Origin of the sequence: Halosolutus gelatinilyticus (assembly GCF_023028105.1) — an archaeon.
Classification (GTDB): domain Archaea; phylum Halobacteriota; class Halobacteria; order Halobacteriales; family Natrialbaceae; genus Halosolutus; species Halosolutus gelatinilyticus.
Genome location: NZ_CP095491.1, coordinates 916,024 through 935,115 on the forward strand (window position 1 = coordinate 916,024; position 19,092 = coordinate 935,115).

Genomic DNA, 19,092 nt, shown 5'->3' on the forward strand with positions numbered 1-19,092 from the left:
GGGACGGACCAGTTGAAGAGAAGACTCAGAAAGCCCCCGCCTTCTCGAATCGCGCGGCTCGCTGCGATCCTTACTTCGCCGTGCTTCCTCGAGAAGGCAGCTCCTTCAGTCCCACCCGTGGTCGATCGTTCGGCGGGCTATCGCACGGTGGAAAAGACAATACGGCGTTTCACTCCCGATCACCGGCCGCGTACTCGTCCGCCGCTCGCGCCGCGATGCCGGCGACGCGAATCGGTTCCGGCCGTCCGCCCGCGGGCGTAAAGCCGCGGACGATCTCGCCGGCCTCGTCGCGATCGCATCCGAGGCACCTGACGTAGACGATTTCCCCGTTGACCGACACCGCACGACGGTCAGGGAGCGATCGGTACGTCGCGAGGCGCTCGTCGAGTTCGTCTCCGGAAAACGCGTCTCTGAGGCCGGCCTCGAGGCCGTCGCTCGCCTCGAACGTCACGGCGAGCACCGGTCGCTCGGCCGCGTCGTGAATTCGCGAGAGATCGAGCAGGTTGTACCAGGCGGGGGCGACGGCGCCGAGCAGAACGTATCGAACGTCGGGCCGACAGCACGTCTCGACGAGCGATCGGACGGCGTCCGTCGCGTCCGTACCGCCGACGGTACACGCGGCGTAACGCAGTCCGTCGATCGCGCAGTCCGCGCGAACGACCGCGCCCGCGATGGTACTCCGGACGGGGCCGCCAGCGTCGTCACGCCCGGAGAACGATTCCGCGAGGCCCAGCGCTCGCACCCCGGATTTCATTCGGCCTCAGCCGTCGTCTTTGATCTCCTGCAGTCGGTCGAGGAGTTCGTCACTCGACGCGCCGTTCTCGAACTCGATCGTGCCTTCGTGGCTGTTCTCTTCGGATTTGACCGCGTCGTCGTCGTCAAAATCAGCGTCGACCTCCTGTTGCTCGGATTCGTCGTAACTCCCGAATCCCATACAGTATCCCTTTAGGGCTTGCCGTTCAAAAATTCCGCGGTTGCGAGGGTTCGTCCGCACGCTAGTTCCGCGAGACGGTGTAGTCGACCCCGAACGAACCGCATTCGCTCGTGGCACCGTCCGGGTACTCGGGTCGATCGCGAGCAGCCGATCGCGTGCCCCGGACGGTATCGTTTTGCCGTCGGCTGACGAGCGTGGGGTATGGAGGTTCATCACGTCACCGAAGACGCGGAGACGTTCACCTGCAACGCCTTTCTGGCGATCGGCGATCGGACCGTGCTGGTGGACGCCGGCGCGTGGGACGGCGTCGTCGACGAGATCCGATCGCACGTAGACGACCTGGATGCGGTGGTGATAACCCACCAGCACGGCGATCACGTCGCGCAACTCGACGCCGTCGTCGAGGCGTTCGGTCCCGACGTCTACGCCTACGGCAACCACCCGGCGCGAACCCACGAACTCGCAGACGGCGAGATGGTCGCGATCGGCGACGAAGAGTTCGACATCGTCTACACCCCCGGTCACGCCGACGACCACGTCTCGTTCGTCTCCGACACGTCGCTGTTCTCGGGCGACGTGGTCGTCCACGACGACGGGGCGTTCGAGTACGGCAGCTTCGGCCGCACCGACATGGCCGGCCAGTCGCGCGAGCGGCTCATCGAGAGCATCGAAGAGTTGCTCGATCGGATGCCGGACGGCGGTCGCACGAGTCGCGAGGGACGCAGTCCCTCGGACCGTTCGAGCGGGCAAGGCCCGCGAGAAGACGAGCGGAGCGAGTCCGCCGGCGTCGAACACATGTACGCGGGCCACGGCGGTGTCTTCCACGGCGACGTCCGCGACGTGGTCGAGACCGCACTCGAACGCGCGGAGAAGCGAGAGCCGAAGTACCCCGACGAATGACGACAGTCCGGACGTCGGTTCGGCGCCCGGCGTCGCAGGCGGATCCGCTTATTCGCGACGCGCGTTCGCGAGTGTTCCACCCCGAAACTGCCGGGTGCAAGATTATTCGCTTCGGCGGACAACATGATCGAAAGCGTGAACGAACATGAGTCCCGACAGCGGTTCATCCGACGACGGCGACGATTGCTCGCTCCACGAACTACCGTTGTCCCTCGACGCCCTCCTCGATATCCTGGCGAACCACCGCCGCCGAGCCTTGCTGGAATACCTGTGGAACCAACCACAGAACGCCGGTTCGTTCGAAGAGGCGACCGAGTACGCGATACTGGAGGTCGGGCGGAAACAGGGGAGACAACCGAACCACGACGACGTGCAAGTCGAACTCCAGCACCATCACCTGCCGAAAATGGCGGACGCCGGCATTATCGACTACGATATTCGCAGTCAAACGATTCGCTACCACGAGAACGAACGGCTGGAAACGGCGTACGATCGGGTGTGCGATCTCGCTCTCGACTGACCCGATCGACCTCCCCGCGGCTGTCCGAACTCGGATGTGAGCAGAAAGCGGCGAGCGACCCGAACCGAGTCGCGACGTCGATTATGCCGCGCGCGGTTCTTTCGCCTTGGGGCGGAGCTTACCGTAGCCGCACTTCCGGCAGTTGTCGGCGCCCTTGGGGTTGCGGGCGTTACAGCGCATACAGATCATCTTGTCGAGGGAACGCTTCTCGGCAGCGTCGAAACTGGGCATACACCCCGGTTAGCCCGTGGGACATTTAACCGCTGTGGTCCGTGTCGGCGCCGATCGTCGTCCTCGATCGGAGGATGGAGCGGCTTTCGATAGGTCCGAGGACGTCACTCCTCGTCGGCCAGGTAGTCGTCTTGGACGGCGACGACCTCGCTCGAGTCGGCGCACTCGCCGTAGCGCCGGAGCGGTTCCTCGTTGAGCGTCAGGAAGGTCTCGCCCCACCGAAACGGCTCGAGGAGCTCCTCGGCCCGATCGTCCTCGCCGAAGATGCGGCAGGCGGCGGCGAGCGCCTCGACGGTGGTCAGCCGAAACGGCCGGCCGTAGTTGACGGGGTTCGCCGCGACGAGGAACGGGAGCGCTCGGTGGACGCCGTTCATCCGGAAGGAAGCCTCCTCGGCGGACTCCCACGAACAGTCGAGCGCGACGAGCGTCCCGAGTCCGTCCGCGGCGTCGGCCGGCGAGAGCGCCCGATCGGCGTGGGGGTTGAGGACGACGCCGTAGGGCACCTGCTCCATCCGCCGGTAGAGGATCGCCTCGTCGAACGTCTCGAGGCGCCGAGCGGTGCACTTGGCGGGGTCGTCGTCGCCCTCGTAGTAGACGTGACACTCCACACCCGGTCTACGGGGAGACGAGAGAAAAGGACCGCGGACCGCGATCGGAACCGATCGTCCGTCGCGACGAGCGAAACCCCGTCAGGTCTCGTCGTGAAGCGTCTCCCCGCGGTTCAACCGGGTGGCGATCGAGAAGGTCTGTTCGGCCTCACGACGCGTCGGGAAGTGAGCGGCCGTGTACCGAGCGGTCGCGATCAGCGGCATGCGACGTCGCCGTTCGCGGCGGTCGTCGTCGACGGACCGATCGGCCGCGGCCGTGGCCGCCTCCGTGGCGAGGTCGAACTGCCGGAAGGCAGCCTCGACGTTCTGCAGCGTGTGGAAGCCGGCGTCTTCGCGTAGGAGGCCGTGACCGAGCGTCCGTTTCAACGCCGCAGGGTCGCCGCCGCAGTCGAAGAACTCCCCGACGAGGCGGGCCGCCTCGTTCACCTCGCCCTCGGCGTCGAACGTCGCCAGCAGCTCCTCGCGGACGGCGTCGGGATCGCGACCGGTGTCGTGCTCGCCCGGATCGGGAATCGGCGCCGGCGGCGTGTTGAGAAACCGATCGAGGTAGACGGTGAGCGCGGCGTCGAAAATGCCCCGGTAGACGTCGATCGCGTCGGTCCGCCGCGCGAACCCGTGAACCGCGTTGGCGTAGGTGAACGCGTGGTGGACCGTGTTCCAGTCCGAGAACTCGTTGGCCGTCCCGAACTGGGCGACCCGGGTCGCGGCGGCGTGGGCCACCTCGCCGGCGAGCGCCTCTGTCGTCGCACCCGATCGGATCGCGTCCGCGAGCGCGTCGACGATCGCCTCGGGATCGTCGCCGAGCAGGGTCTCCTGGAGATCTGCAGGTGGGACCCACGCGTTCCCGTCGCCGTCACCGCTCGCGCGCGCACCGTCGCTCTCGGCGACGAGCGATTCGAGACCGCTCGTTTCGCCGACGTCGCCCCCGTAGACGTCTTGGAGCAGGGCGACGAGGTCGATCGGCTGGCGCCAGGACGACTGCTCGTCGCTCCGGGAGGCGGTGACCAGCGGATCGACGAGGCTCGCGAGCGTGTCATCCGCCTGCTCCCAGTCCACGTGATCGAGGCTCTCGAACGCCTTGTTCGCGAAGTCGAGGACGTGACCCGTCGAGAGGTACGGGTGGTCCGTGCCGGCGGCGACCACCAGTTCCGCGACCTCCGCCTCCGATCGGCCGTCCGCGATCGCGGTGCGGAGGCACCGTTCGGCGCCGTCGGCGTCGCGCACCTCGACGCAGTCGCGGAACCAGGACTTCAGCCGATCGAGCGCGAGGCCGCGCGTCGAGAACGACGGCTGATCGAAGTTCGGCGGTTCGTTCGCGCAGTCGTCGGCGACGTGGCGAACGCCGGTGTACAGCGCCCGTTTGCGATCCTCGGGCTCGAGGTCGTCCATCACGTTCGCCATACACCCGAGGATCGTCAGCCCCGGTCCCCACCCCGATTCGCGGTACCGGGTGCCGAACTCGAGTGCGGACGCCATCGGCTCGCGATAGTCGACGTCGGCGTCCAGCAGGCCGATCGACGCCTTCGCGACGACGAGACGGAGGTTCTCTTCGAGGCCGGTCCCGAGGCGATCGGCCCAGTGCTCGCCGGGGGATCGATCCCGGACCGGATTCGGGTTCACGTAGACGGTTCCGTCGCGGGTCTCGGTCGGGTAGGTCTGGACGTCGTCGGCCCACGGATCGAACGTGTCGCCACAGGAGAGTTCGAACCGGGCGTGGTGCCAGTGGCAGGTGAGGACGCCGTCCTCGACGGTCCCCTCCGAGAGCGGAAATCCCATGTGCGGACAGCGGTTGTCGACCACTCGGACCTCCCCCTCGTGGTAGAATGCGACCAGCGGTGTCCCGTCGATCGCGACCTGTTTGCGCCCCGTCTCCTCGAGTTCGGCGAGCGACGAGAGTTCGTGAAACGCATCCGGCGATGACATGTGGGAGAGATCGTCATGCACCCGTGTAAAGGTTCGCTGAAGCGGAGTTCTGTAACGGTTCTGGGAGCTCCCCGATCCGTCGAGCGCGGCGATTGTATCCACCGAATCGGCCGGTGGAAATACGTAGTCGGCGGCCGAAGGCCGCGTATGCTCGAGTCGGGTGAGACCGCGCCGACGTTCGAACGGCCCGCCGTCGTCGAAGGGGAGATCCGACGCGTCTCCTTCGGCGGCCTGAGCGCCGACGCGGACGTGATCGTCGTGGTGTTCTACCCTGCCGATTTCGGCCCCGCCTGTACCGCGGAGCTCTGTTCCCTCCGCGATTTGGATCTGTTCGCCCTCCAGCCGGCCGTCTCGATCGTCGGCGTGTCGACCGATTCGGCCTACAGTCACCGGGCCTTCGCCGAGCGGAACGACCTCGGCTTCCCGCTGGTTTCGGACGGCGACGGCTCGATCGCCCGGGCGTACGGCGTCCTCGAAGAGGAGGCGTCCGACGGTCACCGGATTGTCGCCAAACGGTCGGTGTTCGTCCTCGACCCCGATCGGATCATCCGCGACGCCTGGTCGGCCGACGATCCGACCGAACTGCCGAACCTCGACGCGGTCCGGGCGGCGATCGAGGACGCGTCCGACGACGATACGGCGGTCGAGCGCTACCGGATCGGTCACCGGCAGTACCAGAACGGACTGGAGGCGTACAAACACGGCCGAACCGCGTTCGCCGAGGCCGACTGGGTCACGGCGGCCGCCGCCTTCGATCGGGCGATCGAGCCGCTGTCTGACGCGCTCGAGGCGTTCGGCGCGGCCCGGAGATACGCCGACGACGGCCGTCTCGTCGACGCGGCGACGACGGCGAACGAGCAGGCGACGGATCGACGAAACGCCGCGAAGTGGTACGCGGAGGCCGCCAGCGCGTACGGAAAGGGCGATACGGAGACCGGCGACGACTACGCCGCCGACGCCGACCCGTCCCACGCCGCCGTCGAACACCGCGACGAGCCGGTTCACCCGGACGCCCTTCGCGAGCGCTTCGGCGACTAGCGGTCGATCGGCTCGTCGAATCTCGCGACCGAAGTCACACGCTTTTGGCGGTGGCGACGAAACGTCCGGTATGACCGCGGACGCGAGGGCTCTCGTACGCCGGTACTACGACGCCCTCGACGACCAGGAGTACGAGGCGCTCGAGGCGGTGCTCGCACCCGCGTTCGTCCAGCGGCGACCCGATCGGAGCTTCGAGAACCGCGACGCCTTCATCCGGTTCATGCGAGAGGGCCGTCCGAACCCCGACACGCGCCACGAGATAACCGCGATCGTCGCGGACGAGGGTCGAGCGGCCGCTTGCGGTCGCGTCGTGGATACCGCCGCGGATCGATCGCTGTTCGAATTCGCCGACTTCTTCGACATCGAGGGCGATCGGATCGTTCGGATCGAGACGTACTCGCGGTGAGAGGCAGGAGCACTCGAGGGCGGCTTCCAGCGATCGGTCCCCCGAACGAGAGCGACATACACCGGCTCCGGAACCTCGGGTCGATCCGTGAGTCGCCCGAATCGAACTCTCACCGGCATCCGGCCGACGACTTTTCCACGGTAGTCGCATAGGGTGTGTCGTGTCACCAGATCTCTCGATCGAGGCCGACTGGAACGACCTCTACGTAAACGGCGAGTGGATCCCCTCGGAGAGCGGGGACGATATCGCGGTCGAGGATCCGTCGACGCGCGAGGAGATCGCGCGCGTTCCCGCGGCGACCGAAGCGGATGTCGACGCCGCCTACGAGGCCGCCGCTGCCGCCCAGACGGAGTGGCAACAGGCGCCGCCGATCGAACGCGAGCAGGTCGCCCAGAACTTCGCGCAGTTGCTGGGGGAGTACGAAGACGAGATCATCGACCTGCTGTCCCACGAAGCGGGCGGCTCGCGGATTATGGGGGAGACGTCGATCAGTATCGCGTCCGACCAGGCGGCGGAGGCGGCGACGTTCCCACGACGGATGAACGGCCAGCAGATCGACTCGAACGTCCCCGGCAAGGAGAACTTCGTTCGACGCGAACCGCAGGGCGTCGTCACCGTCATCTCGCCGTGGAACTTCCCGCTGAACCTCTCGGGGCGGGCGATCGCACCGGCGCTCGCGACCGGAAACGCCGTCGTCCTCAAGCCCGCGACGAACACGCCGATCACGGGCGGGCTCCTCATGGCGAAGCTGTACGAGGAGGCCGGGCTTCCGGACGGCCTGCTCAACGTCGTCACCGGCCACGGCTCCGACATCGGCGACGCCGTCGTCGGGCACCCCGAGAGCGACCTCGTCGCCTTCACCGGCTCGACGCCGGTCGGCCGCGGCGTCGCGGCGACCGCCGGCGAGAACCTCTCCGAGTTGGCGCTGGAACTGGGCGGCAACAACGCCCACATCGTCACCGCCGACGCGGACCTCGACGCGGCGATCGACTCGGCGGTGTTCGGCTCGTTCGTCCACCAGGGGCAGGTCTGCATCTCGATCAACCGCCACCTCGTCCACGAGGACGTCTACGACGAGTACGTCGACCGCCTGACCGCGCGGGCCGAGTCGCTGCCGACCGGGAGCGCCCACGATCCCGACACGATCGTCGGGCCGATCATCGACGAGGGCCAGCGCGACGAGATGCTCGGCTACGTCGAGGAGACGATCGACCAGGGGGCGACCCTCGAGACCGGCGGCGAGACGATCCCGATGGACGGGGTCGACGACTCGCTGCTGGTCGCGCCGACGGTCATCTCGGGCGCGACCAACGACATGTCCGCCGCCTGCAACGAGCACTTCGGCCCGATCGCGCCGGTGATCCCGTTCTCGGACGTCGACGAGGCGATCGAGCTGCACGACGATACCGAGTACGGGCTCTCGGGGTCGGTTCACGCCGGCGACATCGGGACGGGCATGCGGATCGCCGAGCGGATGGACACCGGAAACGTCCACGTCAACGACCAGCCGATCAACGACGAGGCGCACGTCACGTTCAGCGGCACGAAGGCCTCCGGCGTCGGCACCTACAACAGCACCGACATCATGGACGAGGTCACCGAGAAGAAGTGGATCTCCGTGCAGCACGAAACGCGGGAGTATCCGTTCTGAGCGGCCGCGCTAACAGAAGTACACCCAGTACCGGTGGCCGTTCGAACACGTCACCGTCGTGTACTCGCCGAACGCCGCCACGGAGTGTCTGACGTTCAGTTCGGCGTCCTCCCTCGGAACCCGAACGCTCGTTCGCTCATCACACCGCGGACACGCGACCTCCCGCGTCGCTGGTAGTTGCATTCTCGCTCACCCGTGTTATCCCACGCCACGCAGGGGGATAACCGGTTCTCAGGAAATCCGGCGCGTTCGTCGGCTCCATTCCGTGGATCGACTCGCGCGCCAGACTGACGTTCCGCACCGCCGACCGTCCGTCTCGGCCGACCGCGCCCGCTCATTCCTGTCGATCGCGATCGCTCACGCCGAGCAGTTGTTCGGCCCCAGTTCGAGTTCGGCCCGATCCTCCGGCGGGAGGTCGATCGCGCCACGGTTGCGATCGATGATCTCCTCGTAGTTCGACGGCTTCTCGCCGGCGTCGGCCAGCCGATCGACGAACACCTCCTCGTCGAGGTCGAGGACGTCGATCCCGGTGCGTGCCTCGCCGATCGTCGTCGCGATCGGCTCGCCCGGCGATCCGTGTTCGAACCGGCCGTCGTTCGTCACCGCGACGTGGCCCGGCAACACGACCACCGACTCGGGTTCGGCGAGGATCGTCCGGTGGAGCGTCTCGTAGAGCATGCGCGCTCCCTGCTCGCCTTCGTCTTCGCTAAACTCCAGTTCCGTCCGCCCGGTCGAGTCGACGTGCAACGTGTCGGCGGTCAGCAGCGCCGCGTCGTCGACGAGTAGATTGGCCATCTCGCTGGTGTGGCCGGGTGCGGCGATCGCTTTTACCGCCAAGTTCCCGACGTCGAGCACCTGATTCCGCGAGAGCGGGGTGAACTCGAACTCGACGCCGCGCTCTTCGGCCCGATCGCTCAGGTAGTAGGGGACGCCCAGTTGGTCCGCGAGGTCTCGCCCGCCCGAGACGTGATCGGCGTGGACGTGCGTGTCGACGACGCCGACGATCGACAGGCTTCGCTCCGCGGCCGCGGCCATGACCTCGTCCGTATCGGCGGTCGGATCGACGACGATCGCGTCGCCGGTCTCACCGCAGCCGACGAGGTAGCTCAGACACCCCTTCGCGCGGCGCTGGAGCTGAATCAGTTCGAGGCCGTCGGCGATGTCGAGGTCGACGCGATCGTAGACGCCGCTCCAACCTTTCATCCCGCCGTCGACGGCGTTGACTTCGTACTCGTCGGTCGCGGACTCGAGTCGGGTCGCGAGGTTCCCGGACGAGATCCCCTTTGCACAGATGGTGACGACCCGATCGACGTCGCCGACCAGTTCCCGGAGGTCGTCGAGGCGACCGTCGAGTTCCTCCTCGGGTCCGAACGGAAAGTGTAACGCGCCCGCGACGCGCCACGACTCGTAGCTGTCCTCGGGCCGCGTGTCGACGAGCGCGAAGTCGTCACCTTCGTCTTGAAGTTCCGCCAGCCGATCGGGGGAGATCGTGGTGACCATGTCGATCGTACGACGCCGCGGTACGTAATAGCGCGGCTGGAGGGGAGTCCGCCGCCGTCGAGACGTCGGGCGAAATTCCGTCGTTCCGGACGATTATTTAACCATCGACCGTTCAAGCATCAGTATGGACCTCTCCGATTCCGTCAGCGCCGCCGTCTCGGTCCTTCGCCGGCGGCCGAGCGACCTCCTCCCGTTGTATCTGCTCGGGGCCGCGATCCCGGCGATCGTGCGACTCGTCCCGTTCGTCGGACTCCTCCTCGGGTACGTCTACCTCGACACGACGGGCCGACTCGCTGCGATCCGGGACCACCTGGCGTCTCGGGACCTCGATCCGCCGGACCCGGAGGCCAACCCCGACGCCTTCGAGGAGTGGGTATCCGGCTTCGAACCGATCGTCGATCTGCTGATCACGCCCGAAACCCGTCTCCTCGTCCTCGCGACGGCGCTCGTGAGTGTCGTTGCACTCGCGGTGCTGTCCGCGATCGTCTCCGCGGCCCAGATCGCGGGCTGCTACGGACGGCTCCGCGACGAACGCGGATTGATCGCCGGTCTCTCCGGCGGACGGCGCTACTGGCTCCGGTTTCTGGGCCTCTACCTGTTGGAGGTCGTCCTCTGGGCGCTCGTCGCCGGCGCCGTCGTCGCCGCGACGGTCCTGGTCGGCGGCGTCGCCGGCGCCGCGATCGGGCCGGCGGCGCTCCTCGTCGTGCTTCCGTTCCTTCTGTTAGGGCTCCTCCTGCTCGTCCCTATTCGAGCCACGTTCGCGTTCGCCCCCGTCGCCGTCGTCGTCGATAACGCCGGCGTGTTCGGGTCGCTCTCCCGGGCGCTCGGGTTCATTCGCCGCCATCCGATCGCGGCGGTTTTCTACTATATGATCGCCGTCGGATCGGTGATCGGAGTCTTGATAGTCACCGGTCTGCTCGCGTTCGTCGAGGTGGCGAGTATCGTCGGCCTCGCCGCGACGCTGGTGCTGACTCCGTTTCTCGATCTGCTGAAAACCGGACTGTACACGGACTCGCGAGGACGCCTCGAACCGCCGGAAGCGGTCGACCGATCGCTCCGGGACCAGTTCGCCGACGGCGTGCGGGCTGGGTGGGCCGAGATGCTCAGGTTCGTCCGATCGACGCCGCTCACGCATGCATTCGTCGTCGCCCTCGCCGTCGGCTCGTTCTGGGTCGGCTGGGAACTCGCCGGCCCGTACGCCGGTACGTTCGACACGTCGATCAGCGGCCGGCTCGACGGGCACATTCCGCCGACGGCAGCCGTCAATTTCTTCGCCAACAACTGGCTGGTCGCGATCACGACGGCCTACGCCGGCTTCGCGCTCGTGGTCCCGGCGCTCGCGTCGCTTGCGTTCAACGGACTTGTGATGGGCGTCTACGCCCAGACCGAGGTCGCCCCGACCGAACTGGCGGCGTTCGTCGCTCCGCACGGGATCTTCGAGATTCCGGCGATCCTCGTCGCCACCGCGCTCGGGATCTCGCTGGGCGCCGTCGCCGCTCGCGTCCCGCTGGGTCAGGCCAGCCGATCGGACATCGCCGACGCGTTGGAGCGGGCCTTCTGGGTGCTGGTCGGTATCGGACTCCTGCTGGCGATCGCGGGCTTCATCGAGGGGTTCGTCAGCCCGTACTACTTCCGACTGTTCCTCTGATCGGGCGGACGTAGCGTTCCGAGATCACGTTCGCGGGGCTTCGAAACCGACGGCCGATCGATCGCGATCCGCTCACCGGTAGGCCTCAAACTCCTCGCCGAACAGCAGGAAGTAACCCGTGCCGACGATCCCGATGACGGTGGCGATCGATACCGAGCCGAAGTCGATCGTCAGCGGCCCGATCGTCGCGTCGGCGACGAGCGGCGCGGCGAGCCAGACGCCGAAGCCGAGCGTCGAACACAGTCCGAAGAGTGTCAGCGCGTAGCGAGAGCCGATGCGACGATCGCGCCGCCCGGATACGGGTAGACCGCGCTGATGATATTCCCGAACGTGCCGAACAGGCCGATGACGAGCGCCGTCGCCCCGAGCGCCGACATGTACTCGGCCATGTACCGGCTGGTCATCTGGAAGCCGAGACTGAACGCGAACATCGCGGCCGAGAGCACGAGGGCGTCGCGCTCGAGGGCGAAGAACTGGCGGAACGCGTCGAGGGGATCGACGTCCGCCTCCCCCGCCGGTCCTGCTCGAGGCTCATACGATCGGATTCGCGACTGACGGGCTTCGTTCTTGCTTTCCCGGCCGGATTCGAACTGCCGTTCGGCCCGGTAGTGGCGGTGACACTGGCGGCTTCGGCGGACGGAGGTCGTCGAACGAGGACGATCGTCGAAGAGGAGACGATCGGCGGGTGAGACGCCGGGTTTCCCCGAGGGCGTAGAGTATACCGAATCAATAAAGACCGGCGGGTCCAACGTGGCGTACATGACGACGACGCTCGGAACGGCGAGCGCGGGGCCCGGCGAGATCGATACGGGCCGTCTCGAGGTCGGCGAGACCAGAGACGGGAGCCCGTTCGGTCTGCCCGTCGCCGTGATCAACGGTGCGAATCCGGGGAAGACGCTGTACGTGCAGGCGGCGAGCGACGGTGACGAACTCAACGGAGTCGGCGTTATCCAGCGCGTCGTCCCGCAACTCGATCCCGCGGAACTGGCCGGGACGATCCTGATCGTCGGGATCGTCAACTACCACGCGTTCCAGGTGGCCGAACACCGGAACCCGATCGACGACACGAAGATGAACCGGGCGTACCCCGGCAACGAGAACGGCACGTCGAGCGAGCGGATCGCGGCGGCGACGTTCGATATCGCGACGGGCGCCGATCTCGTGCTCGACCTCCACCAGGGATCGACCAGCCGGATGATCGACGAGGTTCGGGTCCGCTGTGGCACCCGCCACCGGCTCCACAGCGAGTGTCTCGAACTCGCGAAGGCCTTCGGCTGCGGTTACATCCTCGACCAGAAGGGGCCGGACGGACAGCTCGCTCGCGCCGCGCCGGACGAGGGCGTGCCGACCGTCGATCCCGAGCTCGGCGGCAGCGTCGGCTGGGACGAAGAGAGCGTTCGGAAGGGCGTCGACGGCGTGTTCAACGTGCTCAGACACTACGGCTTTCTCGACGGCGAGGCGCCGTTCGAGACCCAGACCCGCGCGCGCGGATTCGAGCAGTACGGGGCGCCGGCCGGCGGCCTCGTGACGTTCGAACCCGAACTCGGGAAGCGAGTTAGCGCCGGCGAAACCGTCTTTCGGGTGACGACCCCGTTCGGCGAACCCAAGCGCACGGTGACGGCCGACAGCGACGGGATCCTCTGGCGAACGCGCCGGCTCCCCCAGGTCGCGACTGGCGAGTACGTCTGTTCCGTCGCCACCGATATCGATCAGTACTAACATGGTCTCCGATCTCATCTGTCCGGATTGCGGCGCGGTCTACGAAGCGGGCCCGGACGAACCGTGGCGCTGCGCCTGCGGTCACGCCCTCGAGTTCACCGAGAGTCCGCGGCCGGAGGGCGATCCGCTCCCGCTCTCGCGACTCGACACCAGCGAGGGGCTCTGGACCTTCTTCGAGTTCCTTCCGATCGAGCAACACGTCACCTTCTACGAGGGCTTTACGCCGCTGGTCGAGGCGCCCGACTGGGGCGCCGACTTCAAACTCGAGTACGTCTTCCCGACGGGATCGTTCAAGGATCGCGGTGCGACGACGACGCTCTCGCGGGCCGTCGAACTCGGCGTCGAGCGGGTCATCGAGGACTCCTCGGGCAACGCCGGGGCCGCGATCGCCACGTACGCCGCGCGGGCGGGCATCGAGGCGGACATCTACGTGCCGGCGGACGTCAAGCAGTCGAAGTTGATGACGATCCAGCGGGCCGACGCGCGACCGGTTCGGATCGAGGGAACCCGGGAGGACGTCACGGCGGCCTGTCTCGACGCGGTCGAGGGCGACGGCGGCGAGGCGGGCGACGTCCCGCGCCAGACCGGCGAAGGCTGGTACGCCAGCCACGCCTGGAACCCAGCCTTCTACGCCGGAACGATGACCTTCGCGTTCGAAGTGGCCGCCCAGCGCGGGTGGGCCGTCCCCGACGCGCTCGTCCTCCCGATCGGCCACGGCACGCTGTTTCTCGGCGCGTACAGGGGGTTCACGCTGTTGAACGAGGCCGGCATCGTCGACGGGATGCCGCGGCTGCTCGGCGCGCAGGCGACCGGCTACGCGCCCATCGTCGACGCGCTCGGCGGCGACACCACCGACGAGGACGGAAACGGAACGACGATCGCCGACGGGATCAAGATCTCCGCGCCCGCCCGCAAGGACGAAATTCTGGAAGCGATCGACGCGACGAACGGCGACGCGATCGCGATCGGATCGGACCCGATCGAGACCGCGCTCGATCGGCTTCACCGCGGCGGGTTCTACGTCGAGCCGACCTGTGCGGTCGCGCCTGCTGCGCTCCGGCGGTACCGCGAGGCGGACGTGCTGTCCGAAGACGACGTCGTCGTCCCGCTCACCGGGAGCGGACTGAAAACCCTCTGAGAGCCCGCGACGATCGACGCGGGATCAGGAGATTCATTAGCGGTCCGGGCCAGGTACCCACGATGAGTATACCGTCGTTCGCCATCGGAATCGCCGGCGGCACGGGCGCCGGGAAGACGACGGTCGCACGGACGGTCGCGGAAACCGTCGGCGAGGCCGTCACGCGGATTCCGATCGACAACTACTACGAGGACCTCTCCCACCTCACGATGGATGAGCGGGAGGCGATTAACTACGATCACCCGTCCGCGTTCGAGTGGGAACTACTTCGGGAGCACCTCGACGCGCTGCTGACCGGCCAGTCGATCGAGATGCCCCGGTACGACTTCGAGGTGCACAACCGGAAGGACGAGCGCGTCACCGTCGAACCGTCGGACGTGATCGTCCTCGAGGGAATCCTCGCCCTCCACGACGAGGCGATCCGCGAGATGCTCGATCTGCGGGTGTACGTGATGACCGACGCGGACGTCCGCATCCTCCGGCGGATCGAGCGCGACGTCATCGATCGCGGGCGCGACCTCGAGGGCGTCATCGAACAGTACCTCGGGACGGTCAAACCGATGCACGAGCGGTTCGTCGCGCCGACGAAGAAACACGCCGACGTGATCATTCCGGAGGGCGCCAACCGGATGGCGATCGACCTCCTCACCGAGAAGGTGCTGGCCGAACTCTCCGAGGGCGCGGGCCGCACCGACCCCGAACTCGAACTCTCGATCGACGGGCCGCCGGTGGAGTGAGACCGACGGCCGGGCCCGATCGCGAACCGCCGGGATCGAACGCCTCGTCGCGACCGAGGCCCGATTCTGTGGGAGAATAGACATATTGATGGTTTTGCACGCGAAACAAACTGACTATCCCGCATGGTCCCGCTTCGAGCCCTCCCCGGCGAGTTAACCGACGAGTCGGTGCGGTTCGCGATCCTCGTCGGCCTCGCGTCGGTTCCGTTCACCGTCGGCCTCTCCTGGCAGCCGAGCGCCGACGACGCCGTCGTCACCGTCGGCGGGCGGATTTCGTCCCTCCCGCTGCTGCTGGCCGGGCTGCTCGTCGGCTTCCGCTACCGGCGTCGAGCGGTCGACACGCGCCGCGCAGGGGTGTGGGCCGGGCTCGTCGCCGCGATCGGACCGGGGCTCGTCTACGCTGCGAACGCGGTCGCCACGGTCCGATCGGAATCGTCGGAACTGGCCGCGCTCGCCGTCGTCTCGACGGTCGGCTCGATCGCCATCGGCGCCGTCCTCTCCGTTTTCGTCGTGACGGCCGGCGCGGTGTTCGCCGACTGGGTGCTGCCGCGGCTCGATCGCGATCGGCGCGCAGTCGACGCTCGAGACGACATCGACCGGCCCGTCGCCGATTCGCGGTGGTGGCTGGTCGTCGCCGCGTACGCGCTCGCCGCTCCGGCGTGCGTGGGCGCGATCGTTCTGGGGCTGCCCGACGACGGCGTCGGATTCGCCTTCGGATTGCTCGGACTCGCGGTACTGGGGCCGCTCGCGATCGTCGCGCTCGTCGGACTGTTCATCGAGGTAACCGCGCCTCGAGGCCGGGACGGCTGGATCCCGAACGCGTGGGCGTACGTCGGCGTTCCGATCGGCGCCTACGTACTCGCCGCCGCCGGCGCCTCACTTCAGAGTGCGCGGGACCCGTCCGGATACGGTATCGCCGGATTCGTCGTCGCGCTCTGGATCGCAGCCGTCGTCTACCTCGTTCGAAGACGCCGGCACTCGGCCGCGCTGTCGATCCGACGACGGTGAGTGCGGCCTCCCGACGAAACCCGACATTCCTTTAGTCGGCCCCTGAATACGAGCGGGTATGTTCATAGCCCTACGCGCCGAGGTCGAGGACGCCCTCGAATCGGCACTCGCCGATCGCGGCTTTCCCACGGACGATCTCGGGATCGAAGAACCCCCCGAAGACGTCGAGAGCGTGCTCGCCTCGAGCGTCGCCTTCCGACTCGCGAGCGAGGCCGGCGCCCCGCCGCCGCAGGTCGCCGGAGAGATCGCAGAGGCCATCGACGCGGACGATCTGATCTACGTCTCCGCGGTGCAGACGCAGGGGCCGTACCTCAATTTCCTGCCGAGCGACGCCTATTTCTCGGAAACGTTGGAGACGGCGACCGACGAGACGTACGGCGCGCTCCCCGATCGCCGGGAGTCCGTCGTCGTCGAGCACACGAGCGCGAACCCGACGGGGCCGGTCCACGTCGGCCGCGCGCGGAATCCGATCATCGGCGACGCGGTGGCGAACCTGCTCGAGTACGCCGGCTACGACGTTTCCCGTCACTACTACGTCAACGACGCGGGTCGCCAGATCGCGACCTTCACCTGGGCCTACGAGACGTTCGACGAGGAGGATCTGGAGAGCGACCCGGAGCGCGATCGGATCGAGTACGACCTCGTGCGCTACTACCGGAAGGGCAACGCCTTCCTCGACGAGGCCAGCGAGGAGGCAGTCGCCGAAGCCGAAGCCGAGATCGAGGCGATCATGCAGGGCTTAGAGAAGGGCGACGAGGAGACCTATGAGCGCGTCAGCGAGGTCGTCGATCAGGTTCTCTCGGGGATGAACGCGTGTCTCGAACGCCTCCCCGCCGAGTTCGACGAGTTCGTCAAGGAGACGAGGTTCATGTTCGACGGTTCGACGGACGATCTCGTCGATCGCCTCCAGGACTTAGACGAGGCCGTCTACGAGGACGACGCGTGGCAACTCGACCTCGACGCGTACGGCATCGACAAGAACCTCGTCTTCCTGCGCGCCGACGGCACCTCGCTGTACCCGACTCGCGATCTCGCCCACCACGAGTGGAAGTTCGACAACTACGATCGCGCGGTGACGGTGCTCGGCGAGGACCACAAGCTTCAGGCGAACCAGCTCCGGACGACGCTCGAACTGCTGGGCAACGATACTGGTCAGCTCCGCCAGGTTCTCTACTCGTACGTCAACCTGCCCGAGGGGAAAATGTCCACCCGTCGCGGCACGGGCGTCGACCTGGACGACCTGCTCGACGAGGCGATCGAGCGCGCCCGCCAGGAGGTCGAGGACCGCCTCGACGATCGCATCCGCGACGACGACCTGGACGACGAGGACATCGAGCGCATCGCCCACCAGGTCGGCATCGGCGCGGTCCGCTACGACATCGTCTCGAAGCAGCCGACGAAGGCGATCACCTTCGAGTGGGATCAGGCGCTCGACTTCGAAGCGCAGTCCGCGCCGTACGTCCAGTACGTCCACGCACGCTGCTGTGGCATCCTGGAGGAGAGCGCGGCGCGAAGCGCCGCGGAAAATGCGAGCGGGCAGAGCCCGCGAGCAGCCGGCTTCGACCCCGATCGCGGCCTCGCGGATCAGGACCTCGACCTCGAGTCGGCGGCCGACGCCGACCTGCTCGCGACGGCCGCAGAGCGGAACCTACTCGAGACGATCGCCCGGTTCCCGGCGGTCGTCGACGAGGCCGCGGGCGATCTCGAACCGCACGCGATCGCGACCTACACGCGCGAGTTCGCCGATCGGTTCAACGCCTTCTACCGCGAGTGTCCGGTGCTCGCCGACGACGTCGATCCCGAGGTCCGGGACGCGCGCCTCGCGCTGGTGGCGGCGTCGAAACACACCGTCGCGAACGCCCTCGGCATTCTCGGCGTCGAGGCGCCACGCTCGATGTAGCTTCCTCCGGCGCGGAAGACGCACAGGGAACGGAGGGAAGCGAGAGCGATCCGACCCGGGCGCGTCGATCGACCCCGGGAATTCGGTCGCGACTATCCGGCCGTCCCGACGACCCGGTCGTAGAACTCGTCCTCCGTGAGTCGTCCGGTTACGTACCCGACGATCCACCGAGAGCGGGCGTGGAACGAACCCACGCGGTCGCCGTCGCCGTCGACGAGTGTGAATTCGACCCGGTCGATCGCCCCCTCGAACCGCTCCGGGTCGGTCACCGCCGCCTCCAGATCCGACCCGAGCGATCCGAGTTCGTCGTAGAGTTCCACCCGATCGGTCGTCGTCGTTGTCGCGTCGACGCGGACCGTCGATCCGTCGCGCTCGACTCGATCGACGGTCACCCGATCGCTCCCGATCGTAAAGGCGTCGGCATCGAATCCGGGAATGCCGTTCCGATCGAGGGCATCGGCGTCGTCGCCGCCGCTGTCGCTGTTTCCGGTATCGTCGGCCTCTTCGGACTCCGTCTCTCCCTCCTGTGCGGAGCCGTCGCCGTCCTCGGTATCGCCGTTCCGGTCCGTGCCATTACCGTCGCTCCCGTCGCCATCCTGGGCGGAAGCGTCTCCGTCAGCGTCCGAATCGGTCCCGTCGGCGTCTTCGGACTCGTCGTCGAGAGGATCGTCGGTGTCGGAACTGGAACAGCCGGCCAGCGCGGCTGCGAGGGCGACACCGCTGCTCGCCAAGAGCGTTCGTCGGTCCATGGCCGGGCCGTCCCTCGACGAACTGATTAGTAACCGGTTCGTACCGGTTCCACGCCGAAAATTTCCCGAGCGACGTACCGTTCCGACGCGCGCAACCGCGCTGTGAGGCCTCGAAACGGACGGTTCGACGTGCGACCGATCGAGATCCCGCTCCGAATCGATCGGGACGACCGACCGTCTCGCGGACCCGGTAGCCGCCCCGTTCGGCCGAACGGCGAACCGATGGCTGCGAGTCGGCGGCGCCAGAACTCGCGTTTCGGAGCGGGAGGGTCCGGCGACCGCCGGTTCGAATTCGATGCGCGGCGACAAGACCGTCAACGTCGGTTCCGTCGTTGACCCGCTGCGATGGGCGGGCGCCGAGCCGCCGCCATCGACGTCTCCACTGATCCTCCACCTCTCGTCATCCTTGATCGTCAGAAGGAGCGGTGCGAGGCCGCCGTGAAAGCCTTCGGGCCCGATTGGCGGCCGAACCACGCCTCGAG

19 protein-coding genes and 1 pseudogene are annotated in these 19,092 nt (G+C 67.4%); 11 read left to right on the plus strand and 9 right to left on the minus strand.

Annotation, left to right across the window (positions count from 1 at the left end; all coding sequences use genetic code 11):
- Positions 1–169: 169 nt before the first annotated feature.
- Positions 170–754: an endonuclease dU gene (locus MUH00_RS04635; protein ID WP_247002595.1), complete on the minus strand. Its 585-nt coding sequence runs from the start codon at positions 752–754 to the stop codon at positions 170–172.
- Positions 755–760: 6 nt separating this feature from the next.
- Positions 761–934 carry a DUF5786 family protein gene (locus MUH00_RS04640; RefSeq protein ID WP_247002596.1) on the minus strand — a complete coding sequence of 58 codons (174 nt, stop codon included), beginning with the start codon at positions 932–934 and terminating at the stop codon, positions 761–763.
- A 201-nt stretch (positions 935–1,135) separates the two neighbouring features.
- Here MUH00_RS04640 and MUH00_RS04645 point away from each other — a divergent pair, with 201 nt between their 5' ends.
- Positions 1,136–1,834, plus strand: a complete 699-nt coding sequence (locus MUH00_RS04645; protein ID WP_247002597.1) for an MBL fold metallo-hydrolase — start codon at positions 1,136–1,138, stop codon at positions 1,832–1,834.
- Positions 1,835–1,979: 145 nt separating this feature from the next.
- Positions 1,980–2,354, plus strand: a complete 375-nt coding sequence (locus MUH00_RS04650; protein WP_247002598.1) for a DUF7344 domain-containing protein — start codon at positions 1,980–1,982, stop codon at positions 2,352–2,354.
- Positions 2,355–2,435: 81 nt separating this feature from the next.
- Here the strand turns inward: MUH00_RS04650 and MUH00_RS04655 are convergent, their stop codons facing one another.
- The 3 genes from MUH00_RS04655 to MUH00_RS04665 all read right to left on the minus strand — a co-directional run bounded on the left by MUH00_RS04655 (position 2,436) and on the right by MUH00_RS04665 (position 5,116).
- A complete protein-coding gene (locus MUH00_RS04655) occupies positions 2,436–2,585 on the minus strand; it encodes a 50S ribosomal protein L40e (protein WP_247002599.1) in 150 nt (49 codons plus the stop codon).
- A gap of 104 nt (positions 2,586–2,689) precedes the next feature.
- The gene (locus MUH00_RS04660; RefSeq protein ID WP_247002600.1) at positions 2,690–3,193 is read right to left on the minus strand and encodes a DUF367 family protein; all 504 of its coding nucleotides are present in this window, start codon (positions 3,191–3,193) and stop codon (positions 2,690–2,692) included.
- Positions 3,194–3,274: 81 nt separating this feature from the next.
- Positions 3,275–5,116, minus strand: coding sequence for a Rieske (2Fe-2S) protein (locus MUH00_RS04665; protein WP_247002601.1), 1,842 nt, complete (start codon positions 5,114–5,116; stop codon positions 3,275–3,277).
- A 147-nt stretch (positions 5,117–5,263) separates the two neighbouring features.
- On the opposite strand from MUH00_RS04665, the gene MUH00_RS04670 reads away from it, so the two are divergent.
- The 3 genes from MUH00_RS04670 to MUH00_RS04680 all read left to right on the plus strand — a co-directional run bounded on the left by MUH00_RS04670 (position 5,264) and on the right by MUH00_RS04680 (position 8,211).
- Complete coding sequence (locus tag MUH00_RS04670) at positions 5,264–6,154, plus strand: redoxin domain-containing protein (RefSeq protein WP_247002602.1); 891 nt, start codon at positions 5,264–5,266, stop codon at positions 6,152–6,154.
- Positions 6,155–6,224: 70 nt separating this feature from the next.
- Complete coding sequence (locus tag MUH00_RS04675) at positions 6,225–6,560, plus strand: nuclear transport factor 2 family protein (RefSeq protein ID WP_247002603.1); 336 nt, start codon at positions 6,225–6,227, stop codon at positions 6,558–6,560.
- Positions 6,561–6,720: 160 nt separating this feature from the next.
- The gene (locus MUH00_RS04680) at positions 6,721–8,211 is read left to right on the plus strand and encodes an aldehyde dehydrogenase family protein (RefSeq protein ID WP_247002604.1); all 1,491 of its coding nucleotides are present in this window, start codon (positions 6,721–6,723) and stop codon (positions 8,209–8,211) included.
- Positions 8,212–8,220: 9 nt separating this feature from the next.
- Here the strand turns inward: MUH00_RS04680 and MUH00_RS04685 are convergent, their stop codons facing one another.
- Together MUH00_RS04685 and MUH00_RS04690 are read right to left on the minus strand one after the other, a co-directional pair.
- Complete coding sequence (locus MUH00_RS04685) at positions 8,221–8,394, minus strand: hypothetical protein (protein ID WP_247002605.1); 174 nt, start codon at positions 8,392–8,394, stop codon at positions 8,221–8,223.
- Between the two features lie 174 nt (positions 8,395–8,568).
- On the minus strand, positions 8,569–9,711 hold the full coding sequence (locus MUH00_RS04690; protein WP_247002606.1) for an MBL fold metallo-hydrolase: 1,143 nt from the start codon (positions 9,709–9,711) through the stop codon (positions 8,569–8,571).
- A gap of 124 nt (positions 9,712–9,835) precedes the next feature.
- Between MUH00_RS04690 and MUH00_RS04695 the strand changes: the two genes are divergently transcribed.
- On the plus strand, positions 9,836–11,359 hold the full coding sequence (locus MUH00_RS04695; protein WP_247002607.1) for a stage II sporulation protein M: 1,524 nt from the start codon (positions 9,836–9,838) through the stop codon (positions 11,357–11,359).
- Positions 11,360–11,521: 162 nt separating this feature from the next.
- Here MUH00_RS04695 and MUH00_RS04700 read toward each other — a convergent pair.
- A pseudogene (locus MUH00_RS04700) lies at positions 11,522–11,894 on the minus strand (MFS transporter); the annotation flags it as partial.
- A 224-nt stretch (positions 11,895–12,118) separates the two neighbouring features.
- Here MUH00_RS04700 and MUH00_RS04705 point away from each other — a divergent pair.
- From MUH00_RS04705 to argS, 5 genes are all read left to right on the plus strand, one after another.
- Positions 12,119–13,078, plus strand: a complete 960-nt coding sequence (locus MUH00_RS04705; protein ID WP_247002608.1) for a succinylglutamate desuccinylase/aspartoacylase family protein — start codon at positions 12,119–12,121, stop codon at positions 13,076–13,078.
- Between the two features lies 1 nt (position 13,079).
- Positions 13,080–14,216 carry a pyridoxal-phosphate dependent enzyme gene (locus MUH00_RS04710; protein ID WP_247002609.1) on the plus strand — a complete coding sequence of 379 codons (1,137 nt, stop codon included), beginning with the start codon at positions 13,080–13,082 and terminating at the stop codon, positions 14,214–14,216.
- 62 nt (positions 14,217–14,278) lie between these two features.
- On the plus strand, positions 14,279–14,953 hold the full coding sequence (gene udk, locus MUH00_RS04715; RefSeq protein WP_247002610.1) for a uridine kinase: 675 nt from the start codon (positions 14,279–14,281) through the stop codon (positions 14,951–14,953).
- 123 nt (positions 14,954–15,076) lie between these two features.
- Positions 15,077–15,961, plus strand: a complete 885-nt coding sequence (locus tag MUH00_RS04720) for a DUF5518 domain-containing protein (protein WP_247002611.1) — start codon at positions 15,077–15,079, stop codon at positions 15,959–15,961.
- A gap of 58 nt (positions 15,962–16,019) precedes the next feature.
- Positions 16,020–17,861, plus strand: coding sequence for an arginine--tRNA ligase (argS, locus tag MUH00_RS04725; protein ID WP_247002612.1), 1,842 nt, complete (start codon positions 16,020–16,022; stop codon positions 17,859–17,861).
- Positions 17,862–17,953: 92 nt separating this feature from the next.
- Here the strand turns inward: argS and MUH00_RS04730 are convergent, their stop codons facing one another.
- On the minus strand, positions 17,954–18,610 hold the full coding sequence (locus MUH00_RS04730; RefSeq protein WP_247002613.1) for a DUF8159 domain-containing protein: 657 nt from the start codon (positions 18,608–18,610) through the stop codon (positions 17,954–17,956).
- Positions 18,611–19,092: the final 482 nt, after the last annotated feature.

Bases quoted from the DNA above. Each gene is read 5' to 3' on its own strand.
- MUH00_RS04635 (WP_247002595.1), bottom strand. From the start codon at position 754: ATGAAATCCGGGGTGCGAGCGCTGGGCCTCGCGGAATCGTTCTCCGGG.
- MUH00_RS04640 (WP_247002596.1), bottom strand. From the start codon at position 934: ATGGGATTCGGGAGTTACGACGAATCCGAGCAACAGGAGGTCGACGCT.
- MUH00_RS04645 (WP_247002597.1), top strand. From the start codon at position 1,136: ATGGAGGTTCATCACGTCACCGAAGACGCGGAGACGTTCACCTGCAAC.
- MUH00_RS04650 (WP_247002598.1), top strand. From the start codon at position 1,980: ATGAGTCCCGACAGCGGTTCATCCGACGACGGCGACGATTGCTCGCTC.
- MUH00_RS04655 (WP_247002599.1), bottom strand. From the start codon at position 2,585: ATGCCCAGTTTCGACGCTGCCGAGAAGCGTTCCCTCGACAAGATGATC.
- MUH00_RS04665 (WP_247002601.1), bottom strand. From the start codon at position 5,116: ATGTCATCGCCGGATGCGTTTCACGAACTCTCGTCGCTCGCCGAACTC.
- MUH00_RS04670 (WP_247002602.1), top strand. From the start codon at position 5,264: ATGCTCGAGTCGGGTGAGACCGCGCCGACGTTCGAACGGCCCGCCGTC.
- MUH00_RS04675 (WP_247002603.1), top strand. From the start codon at position 6,225: ATGACCGCGGACGCGAGGGCTCTCGTACGCCGGTACTACGACGCCCTC.
- MUH00_RS04685 (WP_247002605.1), bottom strand. From the start codon at position 8,394: ATGCAACTACCAGCGACGCGGGAGGTCGCGTGTCCGCGGTGTGATGAG.
- MUH00_RS04690 (WP_247002606.1), bottom strand. From the start codon at position 9,711: ATGGTCACCACGATCTCCCCCGATCGGCTGGCGGAACTTCAAGACGAA.
- MUH00_RS04695 (WP_247002607.1), top strand. From the start codon at position 9,836: ATGGACCTCTCCGATTCCGTCAGCGCCGCCGTCTCGGTCCTTCGCCGG.
- MUH00_RS04705 (WP_247002608.1), top strand. From the start codon at position 12,119: ATGACGACGACGCTCGGAACGGCGAGCGCGGGGCCCGGCGAGATCGAT.
- MUH00_RS04710 (WP_247002609.1), top strand. From the start codon at position 13,080: ATGGTCTCCGATCTCATCTGTCCGGATTGCGGCGCGGTCTACGAAGCG.
- udk (WP_247002610.1), top strand. From the start codon at position 14,279: ATGAGTATACCGTCGTTCGCCATCGGAATCGCCGGCGGCACGGGCGCC.
- MUH00_RS04720 (WP_247002611.1), top strand. From the start codon at position 15,077: ATGGTCCCGCTTCGAGCCCTCCCCGGCGAGTTAACCGACGAGTCGGTG.
- argS (WP_247002612.1), top strand. From the start codon at position 16,020: ATGTTCATAGCCCTACGCGCCGAGGTCGAGGACGCCCTCGAATCGGCA.
- MUH00_RS04730 (WP_247002613.1), bottom strand. From the start codon at position 18,610: ATGGACCGACGAACGCTCTTGGCGAGCAGCGGTGTCGCCCTCGCAGCC.